Origin of the sequence: Bacillus cereus group sp. TH152-1LC, assembly GCF_027710505.1 — a bacterium.
Lineage (GTDB): Bacteria > Bacillota > Bacilli > Bacillales > Bacillaceae_G > Bacillus_A > Bacillus_A mobilis.
Map to the genome: position 1 here is coordinate 247,619 of NZ_JAQFNK010000003.1, position 12,208 is coordinate 259,826.

Sequence of the window (12,208 nt, forward strand, 5' to 3'; positions counted from 1 at the left end):
TTTATTTTTGTAATTGTAAATATTGTACTGCAAACATCGTTTTTGCATCATGAATACGAAGATCTTTCATAAGAGTAATCGCTTCTTCTAACGATACTTCCATCAATTCCACAAACTCATCTTCATCTAACTCGGCTTTATTTTCTTTTTTTGTCAAACCTGTCGCTTTATATACATATAAAATTTCATCTGCAAATCCTGGAGATGTATAGAAAGAAGTAATAAGCTCCATATTTTCACATACATATCCTGTTTCCTCTTCTAATTCACGAACTGCTGTCACCTCAGGTTTTTCACCAGGTTCTAACTTGCCGGCCGGAATTTCTATAATCGCCTTTTCAAGCGCTTTACGATACTGCTCAACAAGCACGATTTTCCCCTCATCAGTAATAGCAATAATAGCAACTGCACCAGGGTGATTTACAATTTCACGTTTACTCATTGCTCCATTTGGTAATACTACATCATCAACACGAACTTTTATAACTCTACCATCAAAAATCGGCTCAGTTTTTACTGTTCTCTCTGCAAGATTACTCATACTACTTCATCTCCCTGTTCTATTTCCTATTCATTCCTCATACATTTTACCACATTGAAAGGAGCGTGATAGAAATGAAAGTTTATATTTTACCAAATCGCGTCACTTTAGTCGGAAAAGCATGGCAAATTCGCCATAAACTAAAACAATATAGCAAAGAGTATACAACTGTACAAGAGTGGATTACAGCAAATAAAAAGTAAACGTTTGTCAACCTCTTTTCCCTTTCGTACAATAAAGGTAAGGAGGTTGACCTATGAAAAAACGTCAATTAGGAAACTCAGATTTGTTTGTTACAGAAATGGGCCTTGGCTGTATGTCTCTCGGTACATCTGAAACAGAAGCTATGCGTATTATCGATGAAGCAATTGATTTAGGAATCAATTTTTTTGATACAGCAGATTTATACGATTATGGATTAAACGAAGAATTTGTTGGAAAAGCATTAAAAGGGAAACGAGACCAAATTGTTCTTACAACGAAAGTTGGAAATCGATGGACAGAAGAAAAAAACGGCTGGTCTTGGGATCCTTCTAAGAATTACATAAAGGCTGAAGTGAAAGAAAGTTTACGTAGACTTCAAACTGATTATATTGATCTTTATCAACTTCACGGCGGGACGATTGAAGATCCAATAGATGAAACAGTTGAAGCCTTTGAAGAATTAAAAAAAGAAGGTATCATTCGCCATTACGGTATTTCTTCTATACGTCCAAATGTCATCCGTGAGTATGCAAAACGTTCAAATATCGTTAGTGTGCTAATGGAATATAGCCTTTTAAATCGTCGCCCTGAAGAATGGTTCCCACTTTTCAGTGAACATCAAATTAGCATTATTGCTCGCGGACCACTTGCAAAAGGAATTTTAACTGACAATAATGTGAGAAAGATAGAAAGAGTAAAAGAAAAAGATTACCTTTCTTATTCTTACGATGAATTATATGCGACGCTTGCAAGTGTAAAAGAAATAACCCAAGGAAGCTCCTTAACTGGAACAGCTATTCAATATTGCTTACATAACGAAACCTTTGCAGCTGTTATACCTGGTGCAAGCTCTATCCAACAATTGCAAGAAAATGTACAGGCTAGTAAACAAACACAGTTAACAACAGCAGAATATGTACAACTTCAGCAAATTGCTAAATGTGATACTTACGCTTTACATCGTTAAAAAGACGCTACCATACTGGTAGCGTCTTTTTATAGCGTATCATATTTATCAGGATTCGTTCCTACATGTAAATTACGATTTAACGTATTAATTTGAGTCATCTCTTCTTCTGTTAGTGAAAAATCAAAGATAGAAAAATTCTCCTTAATGCGAGATGGTGTAACAGATTTAGGAATTGTCACTACCCCGCTTTGAATATCCCATCTTAATATAACTTGCGCAGGTGTTTTTTCATATTTCGTAGCAATGGCCTGGATAATCGGGTGCTCGAATACTTCCCCACCTCTCATTAAGGGGCTCCATGCTTCCATTTGAATTTGCTCATCTTGACAGAAATTACGCAATTCAAATTGCGCTAACATCGGATGAAGTTCTACTTGGTTTACCATCGGCTTTACTTTACAATTTGGTAATAATAGCTCTAAATGATGTTTATGAAAATTAGAAACACCAATCGCGCGCACTTTACCTTCTTCATACAATTTTTCTAACGCTCGGTACGTATCAACATACTTCCCTCTTATTGGCCAATGTATTAAATATAAATCTACATAGTCCATTTGTAATTTCTTTAAGCTTTTTTCAAACGCCTCAATTGTTTCTTCGTACCCTTGATCGTCGTTCCAAACTTTTGTTGTAATAAATATGTCTTCTCTCGGAATTCCTGATTCACGAACCGCTTCTCCGACACCGCTTTCATTTTCATATACAGTCGCTGTATCAATCGAACGGTATCCAACTTCTAACGCTGTTTTTACTGCTTGTTTTACTTCGGCGCCTTCTTTCGCTTTATAAACGCCTAGACCAATCATCGGCATTTTCACGCCATTATGAAGTGTAGTTGTTGGAATGTGCACAGTCGTCTCCCTCTCATTCTTACATTTTTTATAAGCCACCACTTTATTTGAACAAGATTCAACCAAAAAGTCAAAACATATGTACAGTTTACATAATAATTTTATACACTAAAACGTGAACTCAATTATTCACATTTCCTTCTTTCCATTCTTTCGCTTTTTCATCAACATTACGTACAAATTCATTTTTCCCTTCCGAATATAACGTGCCATCATATGTATACTTTTCAGCTAATTCTTTCTTTAAAGTTGCATATGCCTCAGCTTCTTCACAATGGGCCATCATATAATCACGAAATGCTAAATGCCTTACTATCTCAGGGTTTCCTTTTTCAAACACGTGTAAGTGATACGAGCGTTTTTCCTCCGTTCCATGTATAAAATAACGACGTCTTGAAATACCATTTTCCCCTTTTACGATGTAACCAAGTTCTATAAAACGTTCATTCCACTGATCTACTCTGTCGATACTCTCTACTTCCATAATCATATCTATAATTGGTTTAGCTGCCAGTCCTGGCACTGACGTACTTCCAATATGGTGGACTTTCACCATTTCTGGCATCGCCGATTTTAATCTTTTGGCCTCTATTTGAAATTTTTCGTTCCAATGATTTTCATGCGGAACGACTACAATTTTTCTCATTTTACACTCCCCTTTTCTTACAAGCTCGTCAAAAAAATGATCAGCGATATACACTGATCATTTTTTTATATTATTTAAAGTCTTTCCAAGTAAGGCTACTTTCACTTAACAGTTCTTCAAATGATTTATTCTTTTCACGCTCTTTTTGTTCTTGGCGCTTTCTTTCCAGTTCAGCTGCCTCTTTTTTCTCTTCTCTCACTTGCAATTCTTTCTTCTTATTCTTTAATTGCTGCATGAGTGAATCATTTAATTGATCGCCTAATGTAAGCGACTCTTTCTCTGGTTTATTAACTTGCGATTGTCTTTGCATTTGTCTTTGTTTCTTTTTCTTCATGCTACTCACCTTTTACTTTTTTCTCCATTATAGTAGATACACAATGAAATCGACAATAAAAAAGGTTCTTTACTCTATTATTCACCTTTTGTAAATATGTTAATTTTTCGAAAAAACTAAATTTTTATATAGATATAATCCTATGAATCTATTAAAATTATGTCGTATGATGTCAGATTATAAAAAAAGGAGAAATGAATTATGTGGAAAAAAATTATTCCTACTGTTGCCGTTTTAAGCACCATAACTTTTTCAACTGTATTTGCCGCTCCCCCATCCCAGACTCCAGCTGAACAAAACCGCTACATAGACATACAAATGCTTGGTATTAATGATTTCCATGGACAACTAGATACTGTTAAAAAAATTAATAACAAAGAAGCCGGTGGCGCTGATTACTTAGCTACTTATTTAAAAGAACGTAAAAAGCAAAACCCGAATACACTTCTCGTACATGCTGGCGATATTGTCGGAGCTAGTCCACCAGTTTCAGCATTGTTACAAGACGAACCAACGATTGAATTTTTGAATGACTTAAAATTCGATGTTGGTACAATCGGAAACCATGAATTTGATGAAGGTATCGATGAAATGAAACGCCTCATTTACGGTGGATATCACGAGAAAACGGGGAATTTCAAAGGTGCTAACTTCCCTTATGTCGCTGCTAACTTCTATAACAAATCAACTGGTCGTTTATTTTTACCACCATTTACTGTAAAAATGGTAGATGGTGTTCCTGTAGGATTCATTGGCGTTGTTACAACTGATACACCAAATGTCGTGATGCCTACTATGCTTAAAAATGTACAGATCACTGACGAAGTAGAAGCAATTAATAAATCAACGCAACAATTAAAGCGTCTCGGTGTTAAATCCATCGTCGTCCTTGCCCATGTCGGCGGAACAACTGATGAATCTGGCGTGACAAATGGAGACCTTACTCGCATTGCAAATGAAACAGATCCAGAAGTTGATGTCATTTTCGGTGGGCATAGTCACACGTATGTAAATGGCACTGTAAATAATAAACTAATCGTCCAAGCGAACTCTTATGGAACAGCTTTCTCAGACGTAGATGTAACAATTGATCGTAAAACAAAAGATATTGTAAAGAAAAAAGCTGAAGTGATCACAACATATCATGAAGGTGTGGAACCTGATAAACAAGTAAAACAAAAAATAGATCAATATAAAGAAAAGATTGCACCACTTGTAAATGAAGTTGTAGGAAAATCTACAGCACCTATCGACCGTAAACAAAATGATGCTGGTGAATCTACTCTTGGGAATGTAATCGCCGACGCACAGCGTCAAACAATGCAAGCTCAAATCGCACTTATGAATCCTGGTGGTATTCGTAATGACTTAGATGCTGGCGATATTACTTGGGGCGAATTATATGGCATTCAGCCTTTTGGAAACCAATTGATTAAAGTAGATTTAACAGGTCAAGATATTCGCGACATTTTAAATCAGCAATGGCAAAAAGGAACAACAAGAATGCTTCAAATTTCAGGTATTCAATATACGTGGGATGCCAATAAACCAAACGGTGAAAAGGTTACGAATATACACTTAACAAATGGCGAGGTGTCATCTCCAACTAAAACGTATAGCGTAGTTGCGAATGCTTTCTTAGCTTCTGGCGGTGACGGATTCGTATCATTTAAAAATGGAAAAAATTCAGAAACTGGTCCAAACGACTTTGAAGCGCTAGTCGATTATGTAAAACAATTAAAAGAACCAATTCAGCCAATTATTGATGGTAGAATTCAAAAAATAAATTAAGTATTTCTCTAATATGCGATCCAGATTTTTATTGTACAGGGTACACTTATACTTACTTAATCCACAATATTAGTAAAATCTAAAAAGGATACTTGTTCTCACAATGAACTTAGTATCCTTTTCTTTAGTCATCCAAACGTGCTGTTTTGTTAAAATCATATTGCTGCAAAAATTGTTGTAACGCCTCTTCTACAAGTTTAGATTTCTGAATTCCTTTTGATTCTGATATAGCGTCTAGTTTTGCTAATATTTCTTTATTAATAGAAAAAGTACGTTTCTTTTTTTCTGTGCTTATACTCATAATTGGCGCGATTACTTCTTCTCTCTTACTTAGTAATTCATAAATACTTTGTAATTGTTCATAAATTAATAATTGGTAATCCGTTTTCGCATATTGAAGGGCCGTCGCTTCTTGGAGTTGTAAGTGACGAGGTTCTTCTCCATCTCCTACAAAAATACGTTTCTTCTGTTCCCCATCATATTCATATCCAATCAATCTTAATTTCTTTGATAATGTATACGGGCTTATTTCAAGACGTTTTGCTATGATAGCGATGGATTCACGTCTATTTAAGCAATCTATAATTTCTCCAATCGTCACAATTTCCCTCCTCCCGTGTTGAAATGACACTAGTATGGTATGTTACAATGATTTTCTAACAGTATATGCAAAACAAATAGCCTGTGCGATTCATACGATTTCAGAAAAGGAGGTTTTCAATATGCTTTTTCGTAGCTATACCCCACCGTTTTATAATGAAAATAAACAACTCATTCCTAATAGTATTGCTACGATGGAAAGCGTTATGATTCATAATCGAAAACAAACTCTCCTTATGCGCGGGCAAAACATAGAGCAGCCTATTTTATTATGCTGTCATGGTGGACCGGGCATGGCACAAATTGGATTTATTCGTCATTTCCAAAAAGAATTGGAGAAACATTTCATCGTTATTAATTGGGATCAGCGCGGGGCAGGTAAATCTTTTTCAATGAAAGATTTCGGAGCAAATTTTACAATCGAACAATTCGTTTCCGATGCAAAAGAAGTGATTCACTATGTACTTAAAAAGTTCAACAAACAGAAACTATTTCTCGCTGGTCATTCTTGGGGAAGCATTATTGGGCTTAACATAGCACATCAATATCCACAGTATATCGAGGCGTACATCGGTATTGGGCAGATTGTACATATGAAACAAAACGAAGAATTGCTATATCAGCATTTAATTCGTTCTGCAAAAAAACATGATCATAAAAAAGCATTAGCATCCCTTTTAAAATTAGGCAAACCTCCATTTTTAGATACGAGACGCCTTATTATTCAAAGAAAGTGGCTTAGCACATTCGGCGGAGCAATCCAAAACGGATCTTCCTTTTCTTTTATACGAAAAGGCTTCTTCTCTCCTGAATATACGCTATTAGATTGGTTCAAGTTTCTCGCAGGAAATTTAAAATCTGGCGTTTTATGGGAAGAAATGCTGACAATCGATTTCTTTTCTTCTATTTCAAGTTTATCTATTCCGGTTTATTTTTGTTCTGGTCGCTATGATTATCAAACTCCTTATGCACTCGTTCAGGAATATTGCGATGTGATAGAAGCACCCATAAAAAAGATGATTTGGTTCCCAAATTCAGCACATTCTCCTGATTTAGAAGAACCAGAATTATTCGCTAATTCTTTACAATCAATTAAACAAGAGCTAGCTTTTCAGCATTAGTAACAAAGGCTCTTTTACATTTCATAGAAAACACTTTATAATAATATGTCGCAACTATGTATAAATATAGCAAGGTGCTTCATATTTACTTGCCTTAACACAATAAAATTTTGGGGAGATTACATTTATTATGAATGCTGTACTCGTCGCAGTAGCAGTTATGCTATTGCTTAGTTTGTTACGTGTCCAGGTCATTGTCGCCATCATTGTTGGAGCTTTAACAGGCGGAATTATCGGCGGACTCGGTATTTCAGAAACGATTAACACTTTTACAACTGGTCTTGGAAACAGCGCTCCAATTGCTTTAAGTTATGCAATGCTTGGCGGTTTCGCTATTTCCCTTTCCAAAACAGGACTTCCAGATGCCATGATTCAAACTGCATTAAAATGGATTGGCAATGAACAAGACACGAAAAAACAAGTTTATTCTAAAATACTTATTTTATTCATCATTTTAACAATGGCTTGCTTCTCACAAAATGTGATTCCTGTTCATATCGCTTTCATCCCCATCTTAATTCCAGCACTTTTAAAAGTATTAAATGAGCTGAAAGTGGATCGCAGACTTGTTACATGTATTATTACATTCGGATTGATTACTCCTTATATGTGGATTCCAGCGGGATTCGGAAAAATTTATCATGACGTATTGCAAACAAATGCTGCGCAAAGCGGTCTTACATTTGATGTCGCACTTATTCCAAAAGCAATGACTATTCCAGCAATCGGTATGATTATTGGATTATGTGTAGCCGTATTCATTACGTACCGAAAACCTCGTACGTATGAAACAGAACAAGTTCATACTACCGCAAATGAAATCGTTCCCTACACAAAACGTAGCATTACTTTCGGATTATTATCTATCATAGCTACATTAACTGTTCAATTAGCAACAGAATCAATGATTTTTGGTGCTTTAGCAGGGATTATCGTCTTATCAGTAAGTGGTAGTCTACCTCTTAAAGAAGCAGATGCGATATTAACAAGCGGAATGCGCATGATGTCCTTTATCGGTTTTGTTATGATCGCTGCCGCTGGATTTGGCGCTGTTCTTCGAAAAACAGGACATGTTGAATCTCTTGTGCAAACGAGTGCACATATAATCGGAAATAATAAACCACTCGCTGCATTTCTTATGCTTGTGATTGGACTTCTCGTTACGATGGGAATTGGTTCATCCTTTTCAACCATCCCTATCTTAACAACAATTTTTGTACCTCTTTGCATGCAGCTCGGATTTAGTCCAATGGCTACAATTGCAATTATCGGTACAGCCGGTGCGTTAGGGGATGCAGGATCTCCAGCATCAGATAGTACACTTGGACCAACATCCGGTTTAAATGCTGATGGTCAACACCATCATATATGGGATACATGTGTACCAACTTTTCTGCATTATAATATACCGTTACTTATATTCGGCTTTATTGCCGCCATTACATTATAAAAGGTGCGTTTTATACGCACCTTTTACTTTTTTATTTTTTCTTTTAATTGTTGCAAAGCTATCTTCCCATTTTCTTCGACACAACTTTCAATTTTCATGAATGACGGGCCTATCCATTCACTGTCTATACTCCCGTTCAGTCCAATAATTTTCAATTTATCCGGTATACGGATATTTAAATTTTTCGCTGCTCGCATTAACGCAAAAGTAACCTTATCACTTGAAGTTACAATACCATCTATATACGGATAAGTTTGCAATAATGTAATAAACTGTTTATTCGTATACCCTTGTACACATTCTTCTCGATAAGAGATTCCTTCCTCCCAAATAGCGTCTAAAAATCCCGATATGTGCTCTTCCATTGCTTCACTATCTTCTCCCTCACCGAAATAAGCAAGGAAGTGACAGCCTTTCTCTTTTAAGACAGAAACCGTTCTTTGTCCACTTTCATAATGATTTGCATGGGGGGGTTTTCATCAATCACAACAAATGGAAGTGGAATTTCTCCTATACTTTTAAAAACGGATTTTGTCAAAATAACACCTGCAACGTTATTTTCCTTCAACATATGTATGTATCTATCTTTATTCTCTATATTACAAACAATGATTTGATATCCTTCTTTATATGCTATTTCCTCAATACAATGTAGCAAAGTGATGTTCGATGGGTTATATAAATTATCTACAAGTAATGCAATTATCGTTGAACTCTCTTTAAACAATGGCTTTGCTGTACTATTTGGCCTATAACGTAATTCCTCAATTGCTTCCTTTACTTGTTTTACTGTGTCCTCATGAACGTATCCTTTTTCATTAATAACTCGTGAAACGGTTGCGACTGAAACACCTGCCAATTTTGCAACATCACGTATAGTTGCCACATCGTCACCCCTTAATATGGTAATAGATTACAATTTTACGGTAACCTAAATTACAATATTCGTCAAGGTTAATAACTTATATTTCTGAAAATTGTTACATCATTACACTATACGATACTCTAACTGAATTTCATGTGAAATTGGGATATTATCATATCCGATACGCGGAATTTCTTTCTTGATTTTTCTTGCCTCTTCCACTGCATTCACATATAAATTAGTAATCACAAAATTACGTTTTTGGTAAAAACGTAACGCATTCATATTATCATTTGTTGTTATGAGCCAAACCCGCCCGCAACGTTCTTCTTCTGCAACTTGTAATACACAATCCACAAGTTTTGTCCCTATTCCTTTTCTTTCTTCAAAGCTATCTAGCGATACAATTTCACACATATTTCCGGTCACATCATACGTAGTAATTCCGATTATTCTGTCATCTAAGAGTGCAACAAATCCTGGCAACTCTTCTAACTGATGCCCCTTCCCACGCGAAACCATCAATGAACTCCCCCAGTTCTCACACATGAACATACGGATTGTTTCTTTCATCGCTGGCGTAATTTTTTGTATATACACCATTTCCTATTTCTCCCCTTTTCTATCATTGTGATACAATGTAAGTGTATCACATGTAACGGTATTTGGAGGATGAGGTAAAGTATGAAACGTTTTTTTGCAGCATTGTTTACTATACTAGGTGCGATAACTGCCCTTGGGATTTTCTTTACAAATAAAGTGATGTACTTAAAGAAAAAAACAGAGGAAGAAGTACTGGAGAGAGAAACGAAAAAACATTTTCGTATAGAGGATTTTGATGCTCTTCATAAAGAAGAAATTCATATTCCTTCGCAATTCGGATACGATCTTCACGGATATTACATTCCTGCTGGTCATTCCAATAAGTTTATGATTTTTTGTCACGGCGTAACTGTAAATAAAATGAACTCTGTAAAATATGCAAGGTTATTTTTAAACAGAGGGTATAATGTCGTTATTTATGATCATCGTCGTCATGGTAAAACTGGCGGAAAAACAACAAGCTATGGATACTATGAAAAACATGATTTAAAATCTGTAGTTGACTGGCTAAAAAGTCGTTTTGGAACAAATATAACACTCGGTATTCATGGTGAATCTATGGGAGCTGCAACACTTCTTCAATACGCAGGACTTGTAGAAGATGGTGCTGATTTCTATATTGCAGATTGTCCTTTTTCTGATTTCTACGGGCAATTACAACACCGTTTAAAGGTTGAATTCCATTTACCTAAATGGCCTTTATTACCTTTAGCAAATGCTTTTTTAAAAGTGCGTGACGGTTATACGATTCGCGAAGTTTCACCAATCGATTGCATAAAAAATATTAACAATCCCGTCCTCTTTATTCATAGTAAAGATGATGATTATATTTTAGCTGATATGACGAAAGCACTATATGAAGCGAAGGAAAACAATAAACAACTTTATATTGCAGAACGCGGCGCACACGCTTGCTCTTATAACGAAAATAAAGAAGAGTATGAAGCAGCCGTTGATCAATTTTTAAACTCATATGTAAAAGAAACAAAAAACAGGCTTGCATAAGCCTGTTTTTTTATTGCGCTAAAACATCTGTAACTTGTTCCATGTTTTCAGAAATCCATTGCATTGCATCATCTAACGTTGGAAATTCTGTCGTTTGAAATGTTACCTCATCTTGAAGTAACCAAACATCCTTTGACTCTTGTCCTACACCTGCAATAGACCAATGTAACAAACTATATGGATGATTATCATTCAAAAATGATGCCCACGTGCGCTCATTTGCAATATTTCGTAATGTACGTAATTGTTTATCCATCTTTCTTCACCTTACTCTAGTCAGTTATAAAAAACATTATAACACTCTCTTCTCTCCCAAAGAAAGTGCCCATTTAATATTGTCAAGTACTTCTCTTAATTATATGATGAAATTAAGCGTTTGGGAAGGAGGGATAGCGTTGGCTAAAGTACAAATTAAAGTAAATGATAATGGCTCTTTTCGCGTTACAGGGGACGTGGAATTAGTCGATTCACAAGGGAATGTATTCCCAGCAAAACCGGCATTTTCTTTATGCCGTTGTGGTTTATCAAAAAATATGCCTTATTGCGATGCTTCGCATAAAGGGAAATTCGATTCTGTTGTTAGAGCACCAGAGGCAGAATAATTTCACATGTGACATGCACATTTTTTTGTGCATGTTTTTTCTTTTCATTAACTCTCGTTCCCCCTTTTCCTTACAACATTCCCCATACTTTTGTCTTCATTCCAACTTACATATATTTTCACACAATTCTTCACATTCGAATATTTTTTACTAGCCTTTTGTCTTTTTTGTGCTATAATTTGAGCAAACAACATCCTTCGGGGTCGGGTGAAATTCCCAACCGGCGGTGATGAAGTGCAAACTTCTAAGTCCGTGACCCGTTTTCAACTCGAAAACGGTGGATCTAGTGAAACTCTAGGGCCGACAGTATAGTCTGGATGGGAGAAGGATATGTTTTCTAGTAATTTTATATAGCGAATACACTTTTATTTCAGTATGCATATTTTTAAAGTTTCATTTTGAATCTTTATATATGTTTTATTTTGTATACTTATGTTTCTATACTGGAATAAAAAGATACGACTAGCGTTTGAAAATTCGATATTTTGCTAGGTTTTTTCCTTATGCAAAAATATCAATCATCGTTAGGTTTCTTTCCTATACTTTCGTATTCGAACTATATTTCTAGAAATCATGTCTCCCAAACCCCAAGGATATAACATCCTTGGGGTTTTTTGATTTT

General features: G+C 35.6%; 14 protein-coding genes, 1 pseudogene and 1 riboswitch. Of the genes and pseudogenes, 7 read left to right on the forward strand and 8 right to left on the reverse strand.

The window, feature by feature from the left end:
* Position 1: 1 nt before the first annotated feature.
* Complete coding sequence (locus PDL00_RS11010; RefSeq protein ID WP_000067041.1) at positions 2–541, reverse strand: NUDIX hydrolase; 540 nt, start codon at positions 539–541, stop codon at positions 2–4.
* A 74-nt stretch (positions 542–615) separates the two neighbouring features.
* Between PDL00_RS11010 and mciZ the strand changes: the two genes are divergently transcribed.
* Together mciZ and lolS are read left to right on the forward strand one after the other, a co-directional pair.
* Complete coding sequence (gene mciZ / locus PDL00_RS11015; RefSeq protein WP_212954688.1) at positions 616–744, forward strand: Z-ring formation inhibitor MciZ; 129 nt, start codon at positions 616–618, stop codon at positions 742–744.
* Between the two features lie 53 nt (positions 745–797).
* Positions 798–1,712: an aldo/keto reductase gene (gene lolS / locus PDL00_RS11020; RefSeq protein WP_270729000.1), complete on the forward strand. Its 915-nt coding sequence runs from the start codon at positions 798–800 to the stop codon at positions 1,710–1,712.
* 29 nt (positions 1,713–1,741) lie between these two features.
* Here lolS and PDL00_RS11025 read toward each other — a convergent pair whose 3' ends face one another.
* The 3 genes from PDL00_RS11025 to PDL00_RS11035 all read right to left on the reverse strand — a co-directional run bounded on the left by PDL00_RS11025 (position 1,742) and on the right by PDL00_RS11035 (position 3,549).
* Positions 1,742–2,569, reverse strand: coding sequence for an aldo/keto reductase (locus tag PDL00_RS11025; RefSeq protein WP_270729002.1), 828 nt, complete (start codon positions 2,567–2,569; stop codon positions 1,742–1,744).
* A 121-nt stretch (positions 2,570–2,690) separates the two neighbouring features.
* Complete coding sequence (locus tag PDL00_RS11030; protein ID WP_242253892.1) at positions 2,691–3,215, reverse strand: GrpB family protein; 525 nt, start codon at positions 3,213–3,215, stop codon at positions 2,691–2,693.
* Positions 3,216–3,285: 70 nt separating this feature from the next.
* Entirely contained in the window at positions 3,286–3,549 is a 264-nt protein-coding gene (locus PDL00_RS11035) for a YqkE family protein (RefSeq protein WP_000727552.1), read from the reverse strand.
* Positions 3,550–3,750: 201 nt separating this feature from the next.
* Here PDL00_RS11035 and PDL00_RS11040 point away from each other — a divergent pair, with 201 nt between their 5' ends.
* Entirely contained in the window at positions 3,751–5,340 is a 1,590-nt protein-coding gene (locus tag PDL00_RS11040) for a bifunctional metallophosphatase/5'-nucleotidase (RefSeq protein ID WP_270729005.1), read from the forward strand.
* A 124-nt stretch (positions 5,341–5,464) separates the two neighbouring features.
* Here the strand turns inward: PDL00_RS11040 and PDL00_RS11045 are convergent, their stop codons facing one another.
* On the reverse strand, positions 5,465–5,941 hold the full coding sequence (locus PDL00_RS11045) for a ribbon-helix-helix domain-containing protein (protein ID WP_242253896.1): 477 nt from the start codon (positions 5,939–5,941) through the stop codon (positions 5,465–5,467).
* 121 nt (positions 5,942–6,062) lie between these two features.
* Here PDL00_RS11045 and PDL00_RS11050 point away from each other — a divergent pair, with 121 nt between their 5' ends.
* Positions 6,063–7,061 (forward strand): alpha/beta fold hydrolase, encoded by a 999-nt coding sequence (locus tag PDL00_RS11050; RefSeq protein ID WP_270729007.1) that lies wholly within the window; start codon positions 6,063–6,065, stop codon positions 7,059–7,061.
* A 130-nt stretch (positions 7,062–7,191) separates the two neighbouring features.
* Positions 7,192–8,511 (forward strand): Na+/H+ antiporter family protein, encoded by a 1,320-nt coding sequence (locus PDL00_RS11055; RefSeq protein ID WP_000994830.1) that lies wholly within the window; start codon positions 7,192–7,194, stop codon positions 8,509–8,511.
* Between the two features lie 23 nt (positions 8,512–8,534).
* Here the strand turns inward: PDL00_RS11055 and PDL00_RS11060 are convergent.
* A pseudogene (locus PDL00_RS11060) lies at positions 8,535–9,397 on the reverse strand (LacI family DNA-binding transcriptional regulator).
* A 102-nt stretch (positions 9,398–9,499) separates the two neighbouring features.
* The gene (locus PDL00_RS11065) at positions 9,500–9,979 is read right to left on the reverse strand and encodes a GNAT family N-acetyltransferase (RefSeq protein ID WP_270729009.1); all 480 of its coding nucleotides are present in this window, start codon (positions 9,977–9,979) and stop codon (positions 9,500–9,502) included.
* Positions 9,980–10,060: 81 nt separating this feature from the next.
* Here PDL00_RS11065 and PDL00_RS11070 point away from each other — a divergent pair, with 81 nt between their 5' ends.
* On the forward strand, positions 10,061–10,984 hold the full coding sequence (locus PDL00_RS11070; protein ID WP_048546291.1) for an alpha/beta hydrolase: 924 nt from the start codon (positions 10,061–10,063) through the stop codon (positions 10,982–10,984).
* Positions 10,985–10,994: 10 nt separating this feature from the next.
* Here the strand turns inward: PDL00_RS11070 and PDL00_RS11075 are convergent, their stop codons facing one another.
* On the reverse strand, positions 10,995–11,240 hold the full coding sequence (locus tag PDL00_RS11075) for a DUF2552 family protein (protein ID WP_000360810.1): 246 nt from the start codon (positions 11,238–11,240) through the stop codon (positions 10,995–10,997).
* Between the two features lie 139 nt (positions 11,241–11,379).
* Here PDL00_RS11075 and PDL00_RS11080 point away from each other — a divergent pair, with 139 nt between their 5' ends.
* Positions 11,380–11,586 (forward strand): CDGSH iron-sulfur domain-containing protein, encoded by a 207-nt coding sequence (locus PDL00_RS11080; protein ID WP_098614107.1) that lies wholly within the window; start codon positions 11,380–11,382, stop codon positions 11,584–11,586.
* 189 nt (positions 11,587–11,775) lie between these two features.
* A riboswitch (FMN riboswitch) is annotated at positions 11,776–11,919 on the forward strand.
* Positions 11,920–12,208: the final 289 nt, after the last annotated feature.

Bases quoted from the DNA above. Each gene is read 5' to 3' on its own strand.
- PDL00_RS11070 (WP_048546291.1), top strand. From the start codon at position 10,061: ATGAAACGTTTTTTTGCAGCATTGTTTACTATACTAGGTGCGATAACT.
- mciZ (WP_212954688.1), top strand. From the start codon at position 616: ATGAAAGTTTATATTTTACCAAATCGCGTCACTTTAGTCGGAAAAGCA.
- PDL00_RS11055 (WP_000994830.1), top strand. From the start codon at position 7,192: ATGAATGCTGTACTCGTCGCAGTAGCAGTTATGCTATTGCTTAGTTTG.
- PDL00_RS11035 (WP_000727552.1), bottom strand. From the start codon at position 3,549: ATGAAGAAAAAGAAACAAAGACAAATGCAAAGACAATCGCAAGTTAAT.
- PDL00_RS11050 (WP_270729007.1), top strand. From the start codon at position 6,063: ATGCTTTTTCGTAGCTATACCCCACCGTTTTATAATGAAAATAAACAA.
- PDL00_RS11065 (WP_270729009.1), bottom strand. From the start codon at position 9,979: ATGGTGTATATACAAAAAATTACGCCAGCGATGAAAGAAACAATCCGT.
- PDL00_RS11075 (WP_000360810.1), bottom strand. From the start codon at position 11,240: ATGGATAAACAATTACGTACATTACGAAATATTGCAAATGAGCGCACG.
- lolS (WP_270729000.1), top strand. From the start codon at position 798: ATGAAAAAACGTCAATTAGGAAACTCAGATTTGTTTGTTACAGAAATG.
- PDL00_RS11040 (WP_270729005.1), top strand. From the start codon at position 3,751: ATGTGGAAAAAAATTATTCCTACTGTTGCCGTTTTAAGCACCATAACT.
- PDL00_RS11030 (WP_242253892.1), bottom strand. From the start codon at position 3,215: ATGAGAAAAATTGTAGTCGTTCCGCATGAAAATCATTGGAACGAAAAA.
- PDL00_RS11010 (WP_000067041.1), bottom strand. From the start codon at position 541: ATGAGTAATCTTGCAGAGAGAACAGTAAAAACTGAGCCGATTTTTGAT.